This is a genomic window from Pseudoalteromonas sp. T1lg88, assembly GCF_002964765.1.
Taxonomy (GTDB): domain Bacteria; phylum Pseudomonadota; class Gammaproteobacteria; order Enterobacterales; family Alteromonadaceae; genus Pseudoalteromonas.
Map to the genome: position 1 here is coordinate 139249 of NZ_PQCF01000007.1, position 19220 is coordinate 158468.

17 protein-coding genes are annotated in these 19220 nt (G+C 50.3%); 13 read left to right on the plus strand and 4 right to left on the minus strand.

Features of this window, described 5'->3' with window-relative positions; all coding sequences use genetic code 11:
• The first annotated feature begins 1 nt into the window (after window position 1).
• From C2M34_RS04650 to C2M34_RS04665, 4 genes are all read left to right on the plus strand, one after another.
• A complete protein-coding gene (locus tag C2M34_RS04650) occupies window positions 2-1102 on the plus strand; it encodes a phosphoribosylaminoimidazolesuccinocarboxamide synthase (protein WP_105258181.1) in 1101 nt (366 codons plus the stop codon).
• Window positions 1103-1332: 230 nt separating this feature from the next.
• Window positions 1333-2412, plus strand: coding sequence for a CDP-glycerol glycerophosphotransferase family protein (locus tag C2M34_RS04655; RefSeq protein WP_105258182.1), 1080 nt, complete (start codon window positions 1333-1335; stop codon window positions 2410-2412).
• A complete protein-coding gene (locus tag C2M34_RS04660) occupies window positions 2402-2806 on the plus strand; it encodes an adenylyltransferase/cytidyltransferase family protein (RefSeq protein ID WP_105258183.1) in 405 nt (134 codons plus the stop codon). Before C2M34_RS04655 ends, C2M34_RS04660 begins: the two co-directional genes overlap by 11 nt.
• Window positions 2807-2851: 45 nt before the next feature.
• Window positions 2852-3679, plus strand: a complete 828-nt coding sequence (locus C2M34_RS04665) for a sulfurtransferase (RefSeq protein WP_105258184.1) — start codon at window positions 2852-2854, stop codon at window positions 3677-3679.
• Between the two features lie 61 nt (window positions 3680-3740).
• On the opposite strand, the gene C2M34_RS04670 is transcribed toward C2M34_RS04665, so the two are convergent.
• Window positions 3741-4709 (minus strand): class 1 fructose-bisphosphatase, encoded by a 969-nt coding sequence (locus tag C2M34_RS04670; protein WP_105200174.1) that lies wholly within the window; start codon window positions 4707-4709, stop codon window positions 3741-3743.
• A gap of 177 nt (window positions 4710-4886) precedes the next feature.
• Here C2M34_RS04670 and C2M34_RS04675 point away from each other — a divergent pair, with 177 nt between their 5' ends.
• From C2M34_RS04675 to panP, 7 genes are all read left to right on the plus strand, one after another.
• On the plus strand, window positions 4887-7316 hold the full coding sequence (locus C2M34_RS04675; protein ID WP_234398766.1) for a zinc-dependent metalloprotease: 2430 nt from the start codon (window positions 4887-4889) through the stop codon (window positions 7314-7316).
• Between the two features lie 95 nt (window positions 7317-7411).
• Window positions 7412-8767 (plus strand): UDP-N-acetylmuramate:L-alanyl-gamma-D-glutamyl-meso-diaminopimelate ligase, encoded by a 1356-nt coding sequence (gene mpl, locus C2M34_RS04680; protein WP_105258186.1) that lies wholly within the window; start codon window positions 7412-7414, stop codon window positions 8765-8767.
• Entirely contained in the window at window positions 8764-9387 is a 624-nt protein-coding gene (locus C2M34_RS04685; protein ID WP_105214717.1) for a flavin prenyltransferase UbiX, read from the plus strand. Before mpl ends, C2M34_RS04685 begins: the two co-directional genes overlap by 4 nt.
• Entirely contained in the window at window positions 9388-10308 is a 921-nt protein-coding gene (locus C2M34_RS04690) for an ABC transporter ATP-binding protein (RefSeq protein ID WP_105258187.1), read from the plus strand.
• Between the two features lie 2 nt (window positions 10309-10310).
• Window positions 10311-11078 carry an ABC transporter permease gene (locus tag C2M34_RS04695; protein WP_105200178.1) on the plus strand — a complete coding sequence of 256 codons (768 nt, stop codon included), beginning with the start codon at window positions 10311-10313 and terminating at the stop codon, window positions 11076-11078.
• Window positions 11078-11743, plus strand: a complete 666-nt coding sequence (gene trmB, locus C2M34_RS04700) for a tRNA (guanine(46)-N(7))-methyltransferase TrmB (RefSeq protein ID WP_105258188.1) — start codon at window positions 11078-11080, stop codon at window positions 11741-11743. The genes C2M34_RS04695 and trmB overlap by 1 nt, the downstream gene beginning before the upstream one ends.
• 233 nt (window positions 11744-11976) lie before the next feature.
• Window positions 11977-13605: a pyridoxal-dependent aspartate 1-decarboxylase PanP gene (gene panP / locus C2M34_RS04705; protein WP_105200180.1), complete on the plus strand. Its 1629-nt coding sequence runs from the start codon at window positions 11977-11979 to the stop codon at window positions 13603-13605.
• A 124-nt stretch (window positions 13606-13729) separates the two neighbouring features.
• Here the strand turns inward: panP and C2M34_RS04710 are convergent, their stop codons facing one another.
• From C2M34_RS04710 to C2M34_RS04720, 3 genes are read right to left on the minus strand one after another with little or no spacing between them, the layout of a single operon-like run.
• The gene (locus C2M34_RS04710; RefSeq protein WP_105258189.1) at window positions 13730-14671 is read right to left on the minus strand and encodes an alpha/beta fold hydrolase; all 942 of its coding nucleotides are present in this window, start codon (window positions 14669-14671) and stop codon (window positions 13730-13732) included.
• A 6-nt stretch (window positions 14672-14677) separates the two neighbouring features.
• On the minus strand, window positions 14678-16045 hold the full coding sequence (locus C2M34_RS04715) for an ATP-binding protein (protein ID WP_105258190.1): 1368 nt from the start codon (window positions 16043-16045) through the stop codon (window positions 14678-14680).
• Window positions 16046-16729 carry a response regulator transcription factor gene (locus C2M34_RS04720; protein WP_105200183.1) on the minus strand — a complete coding sequence of 228 codons (684 nt, stop codon included), beginning with the start codon at window positions 16727-16729 and terminating at the stop codon, window positions 16046-16048.
• Window positions 16730-16894: 165 nt separating this feature from the next.
• Here C2M34_RS04720 and C2M34_RS04725 point away from each other — a divergent pair, with 165 nt between their 5' ends.
• Together C2M34_RS04725 and C2M34_RS04735 are read left to right on the plus strand one after the other, a co-directional pair.
• A complete protein-coding gene (locus C2M34_RS04725) occupies window positions 16895-17347 on the plus strand; it encodes a Spy/CpxP family protein refolding chaperone (protein ID WP_105258191.1) in 453 nt (150 codons plus the stop codon).
• 856 nt (window positions 17348-18203) lie between these two features.
• Complete coding sequence (locus tag C2M34_RS04735) at window positions 18204-19220, plus strand: Fe(3+) ABC transporter substrate-binding protein (protein ID WP_105258192.1); 1017 nt, start codon at window positions 18204-18206, stop codon at window positions 19218-19220.

Genomic DNA, 19220 nt, shown 5'->3' on the forward strand with positions numbered 1-19220 from the left:
CATGAGCAATTATAAAGTCTTAGACATTAATGACGATTTACCTATTCGTACCAAAGGACCCGTGCACAGCGGCAAGGTTCGTTCGGTATACTGGTTAACCGAGCAAGACAGTGCGCGCCTAATTGCCGAAAAAGGCTATGCCGTACCAGAGGGCACCGAGCTGGCGCTTATGGTGATTTCTGACCGCATCTCTGCATTCGACTGCATCTGGCAGGGTGAACAAGGTCTAAACGGCGTACCAGGCAAAGGCATTGCCCTTAATGCGGTGGCGTCACACTGGTTTAAGCAGTTCGATGCCGCGGGTTTGGCGGGCAACCACATTGTTGATATTCCGCACCCTTATGTATGGATCGTGCGCAAGGCCAAAACCGTTAGAGTAGAAGCCATTGCTCGTCAATATATTACCGGCAGCATGTGGCGCGATTATGCCAAGGGCATTCGCAGCTTCTGTGGTATCGACTTACCCGAAGGCCTAGAAGCCAATCAGAAGCTGGAAGAAGTGCTGATCACGCCTTCAACCAAGGGCATTATAGAGGGCCTAGATGATGTGCCGGCGGTGGACGATGTAAATATCACCCGCAAGAATATCACCGACCACCTGGACGCCTTTAATTTCAGCAGCGAAGCCGATGTGGCCAAGTACGAGCACCTGCTGACGCAAGGTTTTGAATTGATCAGCGCCGAGCTGGCCAAGCTGGATCAGATCTTTGTTGATACCAAGTTTGAGTTTGGTTATGTGGAAGACATGAACGGCAATGAACAGCTTATCTATATCGATGAGGTGGGCACGCCGGACTCTTCACGTATCTGGGATGGCCCGGCCTACCGTGATGGTAAGATCATTGAAAACTCGAAAGAAGGTTTCCGCCAGTTACTGATCAATAATGTGCCGGACAGCGATGTATTGTTGAATAAAGACCGTATGGATGAGCGTGAAGCCCTGGCTAAAGCGTACAAGTTGCCGGTAGAGGTGATGATGCAGGTATCGCAAACCTATGTGGGGATAGCCAGCAAGATTGTCGGTGAGCAACTGGAAATTCCAGCGGATCCACGTAGTGAAATTATTGCCATTCTCGATAACGAATATCAGTTAATCGACTAATTTAACTTCCCCTTTTTGAAAATACCGCTCACCTAGGTGCAGCGGTATTTTTTTATGTGCCTCCCCCTTTCACTGCTTTGCCTGGGCCGAGAGACGATTCAAACTGGTCACAGTGGTATTTTTAAGCAGGTGAAAACTAATTCTTAATCCTTATATTTGCGCGCAAATCTAAAAATTAAGAATTAACTTTAGTATGATGCACAACATTGTTAAAACAGTGTGAATAAGAAATGAAAGTTTTCTTTGATGTATTGCACTTATACTATCTTCCCCAATATTTACCCCTGTATAAGCAATTGCTGCAGCAAGGGGCGGCGGTGTGCTTCGTATTTTACAATGAGCAGGATAAGGCGTTAAAAGAGGCGGCTGATGCAGCCATAAAAACACACAAGCTACCTGTGCATTGGCTCGAGAGTGAGGATGAATCCCTCGACTTTTATCGTCAATGTGATGGCGAGTGGATTATTTTTGGCAAAGCCTTTGCCCAAATGCAGGTGTTAAACCAAAGCAAAAAAACCGTATTAATGCAGCATGGTATTGGCCCTAAGGCCTGTTATTACCATGCTTCAAATAATGCGGCTAGCGTACGCTTCGTTGAAGGTGAGCACCGTTTAGCACGTCTTGAGAGCCTGTATCCAAATGATAAGTTTGTCGATACCGGATACGCTAAGCTAGACCCTTTGTTGCAACGCCAGGCTTTTACATCGCAGCACAGCCTGGAAGATCTGGGTTTAGACCCAAATAAGCCAACCTTACTCTATGCGCCGACATTTTATCCCAGCTCCATAGAAATGATGGAAAAAAATTGGGTGGATGAATATGCCCACTGCAACATTATTATTAAGCCGCATTTCTTTTCACTAACGAGAAATAAATACCAAAAACAACAACAATTGCTCAATAAGTGGGCGCAGCGCAAGCACGTCTACCTGGCGGCTATCAGTGAGTTTAATCTGGTGCCATTTATGGCTTTGGCCGATGTGATGATATCCGATGCATCGTCGGCAATTTTTGAGTTTTTTGCCCTTAAAAAGCCGGTTATCTGGTGCAATTTTTATAAATTAAGGTGGTCATATCGCGGCCCCTTTGCCTATAGATTTAAGGCAAGATTAGACTCGGATATCGACTACTTTGAGGCCTTAACCTTCAAAGTCGATAAAGCCAAGCAATTGCCTGGAGCGATCGAGCAAGCGCTGTCGCAACCACAGGCAAAACATAATCAAGACAACATAAAAACAATAACAAAGCTCGCAGGGAAGCTGGATGGGCTAAGTTCTCAGCGAATAGTAAGCTTCTTATATGACAATTAAAGTAATTACCTTTGGTACATTTGATGTGTTCCATGTCGGCCATGTAAACCTGTTACAAAGGGCCGCAAAACTCGGTGACGAGTTAATCGTTGGTGTCTCCTCCGATGCGTTGAATAGACAGAAAAAAGGGCGTGCGCCTGTGTATTCGCAACAGGACCGTCTGCGTATCATTGCCGCCATGTCGGATGTGACCCGAGTGTTTGTGGAAGACTGTCTCACTCTTAAGCGCAGATATATCAAAGAGCATGGTGCCGACATCCTGGTTATGGGTGATGATTGGCGCGGAAAGTTTGATGAATTTAATGATATCTGTGAGGTAATTTACTTGCCGCGCACTCCGAGTATTTCGACCACAGAAATTATCGAAGTGGTGCGACAGCCAGAGTTCTGCTAACGTCCATGTTATTGTTGCAATAAGTATCCAATGACAAGGTGGTGTATGAGCCAGCAAATCACCGTGGCGCAGCTGAATGCACAGCTGCACAACCCCAAGCTAAAAATCTTTGATGCCGGCATGGTACTCCCGGGTAAGTCGGGCGAATATGCGCCGGCGGCGGTCATTAAAGGGGCGCAGCGTTTTGATATTAAAAGCGCTCTGGCCGATAACGCCAGCCCCTGGCCTCATACTTTATGCAGCGCCGCTCAATTTGAGCAACAGATGCAAGAAGCTGGAGTGAGTCAGGACTCGGAAGTGGTGGTCTATGACGACCAAGGCTTATTTAGCGCCGCCCGAGCCTGGTGGATGTTTAAGGCCTTTGGTTTCGATAACGTCAAGGTGCTGCGTGGCGGTCTACCGGCGTGGCGCACCGCCGAGTTGCCGGTGCAACAGGGCTGGCATAGCGCCGAGGAGCGAGGTAATTTTAAAGCCTCCTCACGGGCGGACTTTTTTATTAATACCGAGCAGGTGCTGGCGGCTATCGACGATACCTCGACCTTGTTGCTTGATGCCCGACCGGCGCAGCGTTTCAGTGGTGAGATGGCCGAACCCAGAGAAGGCATGCGCGCCGGACATATTCCTAATGCCAAGAGCTTGCCTTATGCCGAGTTAATAATAGATGGCGAGCTACGCCCACAGGAACAGTTGCAGCAAGCATTGGCGCAACTGCTTGAACAGGATATTCAGCGCTTGCAGTTTAGCTGTGGCTCGGGCATCACCGCCTGTATTTTAGCGCTGGCCGCGTATGAGTGTGGCCATACTAACTTACAGGTTTATGATGGCTCTTGGAGCGAGTGGGGCGCCCGCCATGAACTGCCGCTGGAAAAATAAGGGGCTATTCAGGATTTAAGTTAAATAAAAAAGGGCAGTATCAACTGCCCTTTTTTTAACTTTATTTGTGGTAGCTTAAGCAGGCTTCCACTTCTTCTTTTGAGCCCAAAATTACAGCCACACGTTGGTGAATTTGCTCTGGCTCTATATCCATAATGCGCTCATAACCGGTTGAGGCCAGGCCGCCGGCTTGCTCGATAAGCATGGCCATAGGATTGGCTTCATAAAGTAGGCGCAATTTGTACGGCTTTTCCGGGTTTTTGGTGTCTTCAGGATAGGTGAATAAACCACCGCGGCTAAGTACACGGTGAACATCGCCTACCATGGCGGCAATCCAGCGCATATTGAAGTTGCGACCACGAGGTCCGGTTTCACCGGCTAATAGGTCGGTAATATAGTTTTGCATCGCCGGCTGCCAGTGGCGCTGGTTCGATGTATTAATGGCGAATTCTTTGGTTTGCTCCGGCACCTTGGCAAAGTCCTGAGTCAACAAGAAGGTACCTTGGGTTTTATCCAGGGTGAAAATACGTGTGCCCTGGCCCGTGGTAAGCGCCAGCATGGTCGATGGGCCGTAGAGCACATAACCTGCGGCTACCTGCTGGTCACCCTTTTGCAAAAAGATATTAGGATCAGCCGGATCTGCATCCTTTGGCGCGCGCATAACAGAGAAAATGGTGCCAACCAATGAATTGATATCAATGTTTGATGAGCCATCAAGAGGGTCAAATGCGACTATGTATTCTGCGTCTGGGTTACCCGCAACCGTGCCCGGCTCTTCTTCCGAGGCGATGGCCTTAACATAACCGGACTCTAAAAGGATGTCTTTCAACAGCTGGTTGGAAAGTACATCCAGTTTCTTTTGCGTTTCGCCCTGGATGTTTTCATCCAGTGTAGAACCTAGCACACCAGACAGGGCGCCTTGGCCAACACGGAAAGAGATTTCTTTACAGGCCGCTAAAATAGTACGGATAAGTGAAATAAGGTCATGTGAGCAACCATCTTCAAGCAAGACTGGGGGGAGTCGTCGCATCTTAATTGTTCCTAAGTTTTATGGGGTCTACACGACATTTTAAAGTGAGAGGATGTCGTCTAGATTACGCTGTCTATTTATCGCTTTGTGGTTGTAGACTCAAGGCAGAGAGATATACTCAAGGCTTATAAATTCCACAGCCAACCTACGATACCAATAACAACAAAAGTGAGAATTATGCCAAGTACGCAGATAATACGAATAGCACTGTTTCTTTTGTTCTTGCCTATGATAACCCAAGCGCAGGCAGCAATTAAGTCTATCAGCCAATTTACTCAAAATATGAGCAAATATCCTGGCTATTTCACCTTTTATTATGCCAATGATGAGGGCAAGCTCTATCTTGAGGTGGATAAGCTGAAGGCGCCATTTCTATTGCAGCAAAGCCTGCCCTATGGTTTGGGCTCCAATGATATAGGCTTAGACCGTGGCCAGTTGGGTAATACCTATTTGGCGCAGTTCGAGCGTATGGGCAACAAGGTGATGTTGCGTGCCTTGAACACGAATTACCGTGCCTCAAGCAGTAACAGTGCAGAGCAACAAAGCGTGAATGAGGCCTTTGCCTCGAGTATTTTGTACGGTTTTGAGGTGCAGGCGAGCACGGATTCCCGAGTGCTGCTGGACTACACCCCTTATCTGCTCAGTGATGTGCACGGTGTTAGTCGCACCCTGGCGGCGCGTAAGCAAGGTAACTTTAGTGTCGACACCAGCCGCAGTGCGGTGTTTATGCCGCGCAGTAAGTCATTTGTGAAAAATACCGAACTGGAAGCTGTGCTCACCTTTACCGGCACTAAGCCTGGCGAGTATGTGAAACAGGTGAGCGCCGACCCTTACGCCATCAGCGTGAATATGCATCACTCATTCGTTGCCTTGCCGGACGATAAATACCAGCCAAGAGCCTTCCACCCGCAATCCGGGTATTGGAGCATAGAGCACAAGGATTATTCGGCGCCCTTGGGGGAGAGCATGCTGGTGCGTTATATCCCCCGTCACCGCCTGGCCAAAAAACACCCCAATCAGGCCGTTAGCGAGCCGGTGAAACCCATTATTTACTACCTTGATCCGGGTGTGCCGGAGCCGGTGCGCAGCGCCTTGCTCGATGGTGGCAAATGGTGGAATGCCGCGTTTGAAAAAGCCGGTTATAAAAATGCCTTCCAGGTCAAAATGCTGCCCGAGCATGCCGATCCCATGGACGTACGCTTTAACGTTATTCAATGGGTACATCGCGCCACTCGAGGCTGGTCGTACGGCAGCTCAGTGATAGATCCGCGCACCGGTGAAATTATTAAAGGTCATGTCACACTAGGTTCGCTGCGTGTGCGTCAGGATATCCTGATTGCCGAAGCCCTGGCCGCTCCTTATAAAAAGGGTGATGAAGTCACCGCCGAGTTGCAGGCCATGGCGCTGGACAGAATTCGTCAGCTCAGTGCCCATGAAATTGGCCACACCCTGGGAATAGCCCATAACTTTGCCGCTTCGCCCAAAGCGCGTGCTTCGGTGATGGACTACCCGCATCCCTTGGTCAGCCTGGACGAGCAGGGCGTGCTGGATATATCAAAAGCCTATGCCAAGGGCATGGGCGTGTGGGATGAACAGGTGATTAAATATGGTTATGGCGACTTTAGCCGCCAAAACGAGGCTCAAGCCTTGGCCAAGATCCTTGCCGAGAACAACGCCCTTGGCCTCGAGTTTATCTCCGATAGAGACGCCCGTGCTCAGGGCGGCGCCCATCCCAATGGTCATTTGTGGGATAACGGCGATAATCCAAGTAGAGAGCTGGAACGCGTGATGGCGGTACGGGCCAAAGCCCTGTCCCGTTTTGGAGTTGATAATATCAAAGCCGGCACCTCTTTATCTCAGCTTGAAGAAGTGCTGGTGCCCTTGTATCTATTCCACCGTTATCAGGTGGAAGCCGCGGTCAAGCTGATCGCCGGTGTGGATTACAGCTACGAGGTGCGTGGTAAAGAGCAGGTGCAGGGCGCGCAAGTGGTCGATGCCGGGGTGCAACGTCAGGCTTTGGCCTCGCTGCTGCTTACTTTGGATGCCAAAGAGCTGGTGGTGCCGGAGTCAATTCTGGCCTTGATCCCGCCTAAAGCCTATGGCGAATACAACACCCGCGAAAGCATAGTAGGCCGTACCGGTCTGACTCTGGATGCCATGGCTCTGCCTGAAGTGGCGGCAAACCATAGCTTGAGCCTGCTGTTACACCCAGAGCGCGTTAATCGTCTGGCGCAGCAAGGTGCCCGCTCTGAACAGGCCTATAATCTGGATACCTTGCTTGATACCCTGGTGAAGCGGGTATTCGACAATAACCATGGCAATGCCATGGAGGCAAAAGTGCAGCACCGTATTCAATGGTTGACGGCACAGCACTTTGCCAATCTGGTTGCCAGCGATAAGGTGGCACCTGAGGTACAGGCCCAGTTCAAATTTTACCTGCAGCGTGTGGCTGATGATTACCGACAAAACAAGCTGCTAGGTAGCGTTAGCTCAGGGGAGAGCGCCTTTAAACAACATCTGGCCGATGCCATTAATCATTTCCTTGAAACCGGTCAGTGGCAACAAGGCTTTAAGCCATTACCCTTACCACCAGGCTCGCCTATTTAGGGAGACCCTAGGTAGATTGGCAGGGCTAAATTTGGCATCATATAAGGCCGCGCAATACTTAGCGATTGCGCGGCTTTTATTATTAGGAAGTCATTATGCACATACATATTCTCGGCATCTGCGGTACCTTTATGGGCGGTATTGCGGCGATTGCCAAGGCCTTAGGCCATCATGTGACCGGCTCGGATCAAAACGTTTACCCGCCGATGAGCACTCAGCTTGAAGAGTTAGGCATTGAATTGGTGCAGGGCTATGATCCCGCTCAGCTAGAGCCAGCCCCCGACGTAGTGGTCATTGGTAATGCCATGAGTCGCGGCAATCCCTGTGTTGAATATGTATTGGAAAAAGGCCTGCGTTATACCTCGGGTCCTGAATGGCTAAAAGAGCATATCCTGCGTGATAGCTGGGTGTTAGCGGTCGCCGGTACCCATGGTAAAACCACCACTGCCAGTATGCTGGCCTGGGTGCTCGAATACGCCGGACTCAAGCCGGGCTTTTTAATTGGCGGTGTAGTGCAGAATTTCGGTATCTCGGCGCGCGTGGGTGAAACCCCGTTTTTCGTTATCGAAGCCGATGAATATGACACGGCATTTTTCGACAAGCGCAGTAAGTTTGTCCATTACCTGCCAAGAACGCTGATCCTGAATAACCTGGAATTTGACCACGCGGATATTTTTGCCGACCTAAGCGCCATTCAAACCCAGTTTCACCACCTACTGCGAACCCTGCCGGGCTCGGGCAAGGCGATTTACCCCAGCGATGATCAGGCTCTGGTCGAGGTGATCAACAAGGGCTTTTGGAGTGAGCAAGAAGTCTTAGGTGCTGAGCAATGGGATTATCAATTATTGAAGGCCGATGGCAGTGAGTTTACCGTGCTGTTTGCCGGTGAGCCGCAAGGCGTGGTGCGTTGGCAGGCCATTGGCGAACACAATGTTAAGAATGCCCTGATGACCATAGCCGCCGCACGCCATGTGGGTATTCCGGTGGCAAGCAGCATAGCCGCGCTGGCGGAATTTATCTCGCCTAAGCGCCGTATGGAGCACAAGGGTGAGGTGGTTGGCGTCAATGTTTATGACGACTTTGCCCATCACCCCACGGCCATTGCCACCACCTTGGCGGGTCTGCGTGCCAAGGTCGGCGATGAGCGCATTATTGCGGTGCTAGAGCCGCGCTCAAACACTATGAAGATGGGTGTGCATCAGGACACCCTGCTGGACTCCCTGGCAGGCGCCGATGAAGTATTTTTATTCGAGCCCCCCGAGCTTGGCTGGTCGCTGCAAGAGCGCGCCGAGCAGGCCGGTGCCCGTTGTTTAGCGGATATTGATGCCTTGGTGGCAGAGATAGTGGCCGCGGCCGAAACTGGGAGTCATATACTGGTTATGAGTAACGGTGGCTTTGGCGGCATTCACCAAAAGCTGCTCCATGCCTTAGCACAAAAGGAAACATCATGAGCACATTTAAAGAGCCCATTACCCTGGCCTTTAGCGGCGCCTCCGGAGCCCCTTACGGTTTGCGTTTATTACAGGTGTTGATAGAGCAAGGCCACCAGGTATTTGTGTTGATCTCCAGCGCCGCCCGGGTGGTGTTTGATACCGAATCAGGCATTAAGCTGTCCGGCCATGAGGATAAGGCAACGGAGCAACTCAGTGCCTTGGTCAATGCTGCCGATGGCCAACTTAAGGTCTTTGGTAAGGATAACTGGTTCAGCCCGGTAGCATCAGGCTCAGCCGCGCCGAAAAAAATGGTGGTGTGTCCCTGCAGTGCCGGTACCGTGTCGGCAATTGCCCTAGGCGCCTCGGACAACCTGATGGAGCGTGCCGCCGATGTGGTGATCAAAGAGCGTGGCCAACTGATCTTGGTACCCAGAGAAACCCCTTTTAGTGAAATTCACCTGGAAAATATGCTGAAACTGGCGCGCATGGGCGTCACCATAATGCCGGCGGCTCCGGGCTTTTATCATCAACCTGAGTCGATAGCCGATCTGGTCGACTTTATGGTAGCCCGTATTCTCGATCATCTGGGCATAGAGCAGAGACTTACCTCGCGTTGGGGTTATGGAGAACAAAAATAAATGACCATTGCATTGAATATTCAAGGGTTAAAAAAGACCTATAAAAACGGCGTTGAAGCCGTCAAAGGCATAGATTTACAAGTACAGCAGGGAGATTTCTTTGCCCTGTTAGGCCCCAATGGCGCCGGTAAGTCCACCACCATAGGGGTGATCTCATCGCTGGTGAACAAAACCGCGGGCAAGGTTGAAGTTTTCGGCCATGATATAGATACCGACCTGGAAGCGGCTAAATCCGAGCTGGGTTTAGTGCCGCAAGAGTTTAACTTTAGCCAGTTTGAAACCCTGCAGCAGATTTTAGTTAACCAGGCCGGTTATTATGGCGTGCCTCGCGCCGAAGCCCATAAGCGTGCCGACAAGTACCTGGCACAGCTTGGTTTGTTAGATAAAAAAGACAAGGCCGATCGTACGCTTTCTGGTGGTATGAAACGCCGCCTGATGATCGCCCGCGCCCTGATGCATGAGCCCAAGCTGTTGATCCTTGATGAGCCAACCGCGGGTGTAGATATCGAATTACGCCGCTCCATGTGGGATTTCTTACGTGAAATCAACAAGCAAGGGGTGACCATTATTCTTACCACCCACTATTTGGAAGAAGCCGAGCTGCTCTGTAAAAACATCGCCATTATCGACCATGGCATCATAGTTGAGCACACCACCATCAAGGCGCTGCTGGCTAAGCTGGATAAAGAAACCTTTGTGCTTGATTTAAAGCAGCCGGTGCAGCCGATAAGCCTGGAGGGCTACCAATTTGCCCTGACCGACGACCACACCCTGGAGGTGGAAGTCGCCAAGTCACAGGGCCTTAATGGCGTATTTAGCGCCTTAAGTGAGCAGGGCAATACTGTGTTGAGCATGCGTAACAAGGCCAACCGTTTAGAAGAGTTGTTCGTCGGCTTGTTAAATCAAGGGCGAGGGGAGTGATCATGTTGAAGTATGGCGTTGCGCTAAAAAGTATTTGGATCAAAGAATGTATTCGTTTTTTGCGAATTTGGGTGCAAACCCTGGTGCCCCCGGCGATCACCATGACCCTGTATTTCGTGATTTTCGGTAGCCTGATCGGCTCGCGCATCGGCGAAATGGGTGGCTTTAGCTATATGGAATTTATCGTCCCGGGTCTGATCATGATGTCGGTGATCACTAACTCCTACTCCAATGTGGCTTCAAGTTTCTATTCCACCAAGTTTCAAAAGAGTATAGAAGAGCTGCTGGTGGCGCCGGTGCCCAATTACATTATTGTGCTGGGTTATATGGGCGGTGGCATGGCCCGTGGCATGCTGGTGGGCTTAATCGTGACCCTGGTATCACTGTTTTTTGTGGATATTCAAATTCATAATATCTTTGTGATTGTCGCCACGGTGATTTTAACTTCGGCGGTGTTTGCCCTCGGCGGTTTAATCAATGCCGTGTATGCCAACAGCTTCGACGATATCAGCATTATCCCTACCTTTGTGCTAACGCCACTGACTTACCTGGGCGGCGTGTTTTATTCCATCACGCTACTGCCTGAGTTTTGGCAAGGGGTATCGCAAATTAACCCCATCATCTACATGGTTAATGCTTTCCGCTTTGGCTTTTTAGGTGTGTCCGATGTAAATATCTGGTTCTCATTCGCCGTCTTGCTGGCGTTTATTACTGTGTTATTTACCTTAGCATTAACATTGATTCGTAAGGGTGTGGGGTTACGTCACTGATGAGCGAAGCAAATTCAAGAGCCATAGTCTCTAACCAGCCAAGCCTGCATGAAAAACTTGATGAAGTGGTGAACAAGCACCTGAGTGTGGAGTTTAAAAAGCCCATTGCCGCGCATACCCAAGCGGCCTTTGATGAGGTTAATGCCAGGGTGCAGGCTTTTAATGGCCCTATTATTCTTGATTCCTGTTGTGGCGTCGGGGAGAGTACAGCGAACTTGGCTAAGCTGCACCCAGACGCGCTAGTGATAGGCATAGATAAGTCGGCGCACCGTTTAGATAAGCATGATGTGCAGTATCGCCAGGATGAAGATGCCCAGTATATGCTGGTGCAGGCGGATCTGAACGACTTTTGGCGCTTGGCTGTGCAGGCCAACTGGCAGCCAACGCACCATTATTTGCTCTATCCCAACCCTTGGCCCAAAGCCAAGCACTTGCAGCGACGCTGGCATGGTGCCGCGGTATTCCCAAGCATAGTGCAGCTTGGCGGCAAGCTTGAACTGCGCAGCAACTGGGATATTTATGTGCGTGAGTTTGCCCGTGCTCTGCAACTGGCGGGACACCCAACTCAGGTCAGTGAGTATGCCAGTGACACAGCCATTACCCCGTTCGAGCGTAAGTATTGGGCCAGTGGCCAGCAAAGCTATCGCTTAGTGGTTGATCTGTAAGCGTATCTGGTTGGGCACAAGGACGGACTCCGAACTTGTGCCCATCACTGAAACTTATGTTGAGAATGTCGTAAAAAATTCATGCAACATTCTTAAAATTGACCAAAGCTGCAAGACTTTTTTAGGTGATTGCTATAAAGTGAGCGCAAGTAAATCGACCGCTTGAAGCGATCCGTCATCGCCTTATATCGGTATAGTGAACCGGTATCCAAGCCAACCCAATTAGGTATGTCATGAGTGATAAGCGTTTTGCCGTAGCATCAGAGCACAGCTTGATGCGCGTCTTTACGGTGCCAGAGGCACCGGACTCAACGCTCAGCAAAATAGAAGCCGAGATCTCCAGTAACCTGGCCGGTTTCCTGAATGAGAACATCGCTGCGGTGGAAAAACCGCTGCATGAAATTGAGCGCGATTTTGAATCGGCGCAGATCCCAGAAGAGCCTATGTTTGTCAGCGCTCACGCGCAGGACATCATGGATAAGCTGGTGGCGCATTCGGTGCACACCGCAGCTCCAAGCTTTATCGGCCATATGACCTCGGCCCTGCCTCACTTTGTGTTACCGCTGTCTAAGCTGATGGTGGGTTTAAACCAGAACCTGGTAAAAATTGAGACCTCTAAGGCCTTTACGCCTTTGGAGCGCCAGGTTATCGGCATGCTCCATCATATGGCTTATGACCGTAAGCAGGGTTTTTATGATAAATGGATGCACAGTGCCAAGACATCCCTGGGCGCTTTTTGCTCCGGCGGCACAGTGGCTAATATTACGGCGCTGTGGATCGCCCGTAACCGCTTACTCAAACCCGAAGGTGATTTTAAAGGCATAGGCGCTCAAGGCCTTATTGCGGCCATGTTCCACTATGGCTACAAGGGCCTGGCGGTACTGGTGTCGGAGCGCGGTCACTATTCACTGGGTAAGTCGGCAGACTTACTTGGCATAGGTCGCGACCACTTTATATCCATTCCTACCGATAAAGACAATAAGGTGGATGTGGAGGCCATGCGCAAAGAAGCGCAGGCGCTGCAGGCGCAAGGTATTAAGGTGATGGCCATTGTCGGTGTAGCCGGGACTACGGAAACCGGGAATATCGACCCTCTTAATGAGATGGCGGATTTGGCGGCGGAAATCGACTGCCATTTCCATGTCGATGCAGCTTGGGGTGGCGCGACCCTGTTGTCGCAAAATGCCCGTCATTTGTTGGCCGGTATCGAGCGTGCCGACTCCATCACCATAGATGCCCATAAACAAATGTATGTGCCCATGGGCGCGGGTATCGTGCTGTTTAAAGATCCCACGGCCACCGATGCCATCGAACACCACGCCGAATATATTCTGCGTAAGGGCTCAAAAGACTTAGGCAGCCATACCCTGGAAGGCAGCCGTCCGGGCATGGCCATGCTGGTGCATGCCTGCTTGCGTATTATTGGCCGTAAAGGCTATGAAATGCTGATCGACAAGAGCTTGGACAAGGCCCGTTACTTTGCCGACTTGATCAAGGCGGAGCCGGACTTTGAACTGATCTCCGAGCCTGAGCTGTGTTTGCTGACCTATCGCTATGTGCCCGAGGCCATCAAGGCGCGCTTAAAAACCGCCGATGAGCAAACCAAGCTGGATATTTACGCTGCCCTTAACCGCTTTACCGCCAGTATGCAGAAGCGCCAGCGTGAAGCCGGACGTTCATTCGTGTCGCGAACCCGATTAACGCCGCCAGAATATGGCTATCAGCCGACCGTAGTGTTCCGTGTGGTCTTGGCTAACCCTCTTACTTCAAAGGAAATATTGCAAAATATCCTGGCTGAGCAGCGGGAGCTGGCCTTGTCCGATCCCATGTATAAGAAATACCTAGCGAAATACTTAACCTGAGGTTTGGGTAAGGGATAACCAGGCGAATTTACGCACTAATAGCTGGCTATTGGTAGTGAACTCAACGCCGTTAGCGCCAAAACAGGCTGCTAGAAAGGCATTAGCTATCCGAAGCTCAGGTTACTTATAATTGCTCGCAGAAGTTGAGCAAATCGCGCAGCAGGGCTTTTCGTATGGAGTCCTGCTCGCATAAAAGTTCATGCCGAGCGCCAGAGTAGGTTTTTAACGCGGCCTGCTGCTGGGCATGGACAAAGTCCTGATAGGGCGAGGTATCCACCACGCTATCTTGTTGCGCTGCGGCAATAAACAAGGGCACAGGGCACAGACTCTTCCTTAGTTTTGCTATCGCCTTAAAGGCCGCATTCAACCATTTATAGGTCACGCCACCTAGCTGTAATTCCGGGCTTTGCTGATACAAGGCACGAAAACGCCGGTAACGCTCCTCACTATGGGTTAATTCATTTTCGCTAAAGGGCACCGCCGCATAGGGGCCGTGTCCGGGCACATAACCTTCGCCCTTGGTAAAGGTGCAGACAGAGCTGGCCCACAACTTGGCGAGCCAGGGCGCCGTTGAGCCCGTGTTTATCTGCAACATGGGGGCACTTAAAAAGAGTCCGGCAAACTGTTCAGGATGAGTGCATGCATAATCCAGAGCGATGGCGCCGCCCATGGAGTGACCGAGCAAGACCTTTTTGCCCGGCCATTGGGGATTGACGACCTGGGTAATAAACTCATGCAGATCCGATTTATAGTCCTCGAAATCGCCGACATAGCCCTTATGGGTATCGGTAAGATGGCGGTAGGAGCGCCCCTGGCCCTGATGATCGACTATAAACACGGCGATATTGTTACGCGCCAGCTCCCACAGCAATTCCTGATATTTTTGCGCCGCTTCGATGCGCCCCGAGCTGATCACCAAGGCGTAATCGGCGCGATAGGGCAGATGATAGGCGTAAAACAACTTACCATGCTTGGTATCCAAAAAGCCTGAGGTCATATCCTGATGCCAAAAATGGGCAATGGCATCATGGTTTTTATGGAGCAGGGCTTCGCTGGAATAAAACATTCAGTATTAAGTCGTAGGTAGCTTGATGGTGGCTACTAAACCACCTTGAGGATGATTTTGCAATACCAGCTCCCCCTGATGGGCGGCGATGGCCTTGGCGGCAATGGCCAAACCTAGCCCGGTGCCGCCGCTGTGGCGAGTGCGGGCTGTGTCGACGCGATAGAAGGGCTCGGTAATATGAGCCAGTTCCTGCTCGGCAACGCCCGGGCCGTCGTCGCGAATGCTCAGTTGCCATTGTTGCTGCTCATGCTTGAGCGTCACGTCGATATGGCTATTGGCATATTTGATGGCGTTGCGCAGCAGGTTTTCGCAGGCGCTTGCCAAGAGCATGGCATCGACATTCAGCAGCGGTTGCTCTGGCAATTGGGGTAAGCTGATGGTTTTGTTGTGTGATTTGGCCTCAAACTCGGCATCGGTAAACACAGGGGCAAACAGTTGCGCTGGAGAAATGGCTTGGGTTTGCAGGTTTTGCTGGCGGTTCTCCAGACGTGATAGCGTCAGTATGCGCTCTATCATCAGGTCCAAGAGTTGCGCTTCTTTTTCTATACGTTGCAGCTGTGCCAAGGTGTCTTTATCGGCCTTGTCCTGAGCTATGGCACAGGCCAGTGATAAGCGCGTGAGCGGTGAGCGCAGCTCGTGAGAGATATCACCAAGCAAGGTCCTTTGGGTATTGACCAGGGTTTCCAGACGCTGCGCCATGGCGTTGAATTCACGGGCGAGAATGCCTATTTCATCGTTTCGCTGTGCGGCTTGAGTCACACGGCTGTCGAGTTGACCCTCGGCAATGGCCCGGGCACTAGAGCGCAGGGAATTAAGCGGGCCTATCAGGGTGCGGGTAAAGAGAAAACTCAACAATAAGGAGGCTCCTACGGCAACCGCTACCTTTAGCCAATGGGGCAGGAGTTTGAGACGCACAAACCAGGGTAGGGTGCGACCTGGGCGCAGCTCATACAGTTGGTACTGGCCATCTGGCAAATTGATCAGCAAGGGCCCGAGGGCGTGGAAATGCTCATTAAAAATCATCTGTGGCATCATATCCTGGCGAAAATTCAGCAGGCCTAAATCCACCTCATCAGCGGCGTTAAAGTTACTGTAGGCCAGGTCTTTTTCCGGTGAATACAGATATAGCTTACGTTTTTTCATGCGTCCTTGGTTGATCACTGCCTCTGCCGTGTGCTGATGCTTTTTAGCCGAGCGCTCCAGAGCATGACCCAAACGCTTAAAGTAATGGGCATCGCTGCCCTGCAAGGGTTCATAACTGAGATCGCTGAAGCTAACTGAGCTCAGTGCCGCCATGAGTATTATGGTGGCCGCGAAGGTGAGCCAGAACCACAGGAAAATTTTTACATAGAGCTTGTTAAAAGGCTTGAACACTTAGGCGTCTCCGATCAGTACGTAGCCGGCACCTCGAACGGTGCGAATGCGCTCGTTTTCTATGTGTTCGGCTATTTTTTTGCGCAGGTTGCTGACATGCATATCTATGGAGCGATCGTAGGGCGCCAAACGCCGGCCTAACACCTGCTCGCTGATCTGCTCCTTGCTGATCACTGCGCCGGGCTCTTGTAACAATAGATGTAAGATTGCAAATTCGGTACCTGTCAGGGTCAGGGCTTGCCCTTGCGCGCTGGCGCTGCGACTTTGCATACAGATATTCAGGTTGGCAAATTCCAACTCTTGGCGCGGCTGGCTGTTGTTTATATGTTCTATGCGCCGGGTGATCGCCTTGATCCTTGCTATCAGTTCGCGATGATTAAAGGGTTTAGGAATATAGTCGTCGGCACCAAGCTCAAGGCCGAAGATGCGATCAAAATCATCGCCCTTGGCGGTTAGCATGATCACTGGTACCAAGGAAGTGGCGCGCAGTTGCTTAAGTACCTCAAAGCCGTCGAGCTTAGGCAGCATTACATCAAGCAGGATCAGGTCATGTCTGTTTTCCATGGCCACTGCCAGACCTTGCTCACCATCGTGGGCACATTCCACTTCAAAGCCTTGGGAGTGTATATATTCACTGAGCATGGAGGCCAGTTCAATGTCGTCGTCTATTAATAAAACCTTCATCGCCTATCTCAAAAACACGGGAACTAGTTTCATCTTAACTGATAGCAAGTTTCCAGTGCGACACCTTTACACAACCTTTACGTGCTCCTGACACTGCTTTGCGTTGCGCTTGCTAGAGTAAATAACACACCCAGTTCACAACCAAGGACAACTTAGGAGTCCGTTATGAAATTAAATAAATTACTTACAGCCGCCGTTATTTCTATCGGCTTAGCATCAAGCGTCGCCATGGCAGGCCAGGGCGGTCATCATAAACAGGGTGAGCGCGGCATGCTAAGCGAGCACATGATTGAGCAATTACAGCTTAGCGAGCAACAGCAAACGCAAATCAAAGCCATTATGGATGCCAATAAACAACTTAAGCCACAACGAGGCTCGCGTCACGAGGGCTACAAGGCTTTGCAAGCGCTAACTAATACCAGCGAAAGTTTTGATGAGCAGGCGGCCCGAGAAATCATTCAGGCCCAGCAAAGCAAACAGATGGAGCGCAAGATTGCTCATCTGAAAAGCAAGCATCAGGTATGGAATCTTCTTACCGAAGAGCAGCAACAAAAGTTTGCACAAATGAAGGAAAAGCGTAGTAAACGTCATGCCGAGAAACGGGATGCCAATAAATAAGCTGGTTTGATTTGAGCTACGCAGTAATAAAAGGGGGAAATTTCTCCCTTTTTCTTTGTGTGTTTATAAGGAGATGAACGCAGCTGGGAATACAGTGTGAGCATCAGTTAAACACCAGGGATAAATTTTATTGCAGATAAAAAAGACGCGACCATATAGGTCGCGCTGACGGAATTTTCCAGCATCCTGCCGGCATTGAAGCAAGTTCAATTCCCTGTAATCACTGGGTGATTAAGCTGCAACATGGCTGCTGCAGTGTCGTCCCTGTCCCCTTTTTCCTGTGACAACCTGTCGTACGGTTTAGTGCATCGCATGTAGTTAGCATTTTGAATAACTAAGCCGCTTTGGTTCTCTCCCCCACATCCTGTGTTGCCCGCTCCCTGCTGGCGTTCCTTAGGCGAACCAATGCCCGTATCCTCTCGCACATCCTGTGCCTGAGCATCCTGCTCTTTTTCCTTGTCCTAGATTACAGTCCTTCGTGTTCTGCATCCTGCAGCTGTCCTTCCTGGCAGTCCCTGCTAAGTTTTCCTAACTTTGCCGCTTGTACGCCCTCACAAGCAATGAAGATAGTATAAGGGAATGTTTCTTCCCTGGTCAGCCAGGTAAACTCATAATAAAAGCTGTAAAACCCGCGTAATAAACTATGTTTTCCTTAATAAATAATGAGTTACGCAATGTTTTGTTTAAATTTTTAGCACTGATTGCGGCAATCGCCATGTGACTTGTAAGATATATCTCACAAGGTGGGGGGCCAACTGGGAAATTATTGGGGTTACCAGCGGTTTAGCACTGTACTTTTTCGTCTTAAACAGTATGATGCTTTTGAGAATTATTTTTATTTAACTAGGAGCTCTTGGTGAAGAAAGCACTTGGATTTGCATTGGCATCGGTTGTTTCAGTTTTGTCTGCAGCGCCAGCATTAGCCTCAGAAACCGTTAATATTTACTCATTTCGCCAGCCCTTCTTAATTGAACCTATTTTAGAAAAATTCACCGAGCAAACCGGTATCGAAACCAAGGTGGTGTTTGCCAAAAAAGGTCTTATCGAGCGTTTAAAGCGTGAAGGCAAGCATACGCAGGCTGATTTGGTGCTAACCTCAAACTTCAGTGCGTTAATGCAGCTAGAAGACATGGCACTGACGCAAACCATCAGCAGCGAGCAGATCGATGCCAATATTCCCGCCGGCTTTCGCGACCCTGATGGTCAGTGGGTGGCACTGACCAAGCGCGTTCGTAATGTTTATTCGTCAAAAGACAGAGTCGGCAAGCTAGATAGCCTGAGTTACGAAGACCTGGCCACGGATGCGTATGCCAACAAGGTTTGTATGCGTCCGGGCAAGCACCCTTATAACCTGGGTTTGGTGGCATCCATGATAGCTCACCATGGTGAAGCCGAGACGAAAAAGTGGCTCGAAGGCCTAAAAGCCAACCTGGCGCGTAAGCCGCAAGGAAATGACCGCGCTCAAGTGAGAGCGGTGAAAGAGGGCCTGTGTGATGTGGCCATAGGTAACAGCTATTACTTCGGCAAAATGATGCAGGATGAGCAGCAAAAGGCCTGGGCGGATGCCGTGTATATCAACTTCCCTAACCAGCAAGACCGTGGCGCTCATGTGAACGTCTCTGGTGTGGTACTGACCAAGCACTCGAAAAACAAGGAAAATGCCTTGAAACTGATCGAGTTTATGACCGACAATACGGCACAAAATATGTATGCCTCCGTCAATATGGAATATCCGGTGAAGCCGGGTGTGCCCTTGTCTGAGCTGGTTGCGTCCTGGGGTGAGTTTAAAGAAGATACGCTGCCGCTGGGGGAAATTAGCAAGCACCGTAGCGCCGCGTTACGACTCCTTGACGAGGTTAAATTCGACCTTTAA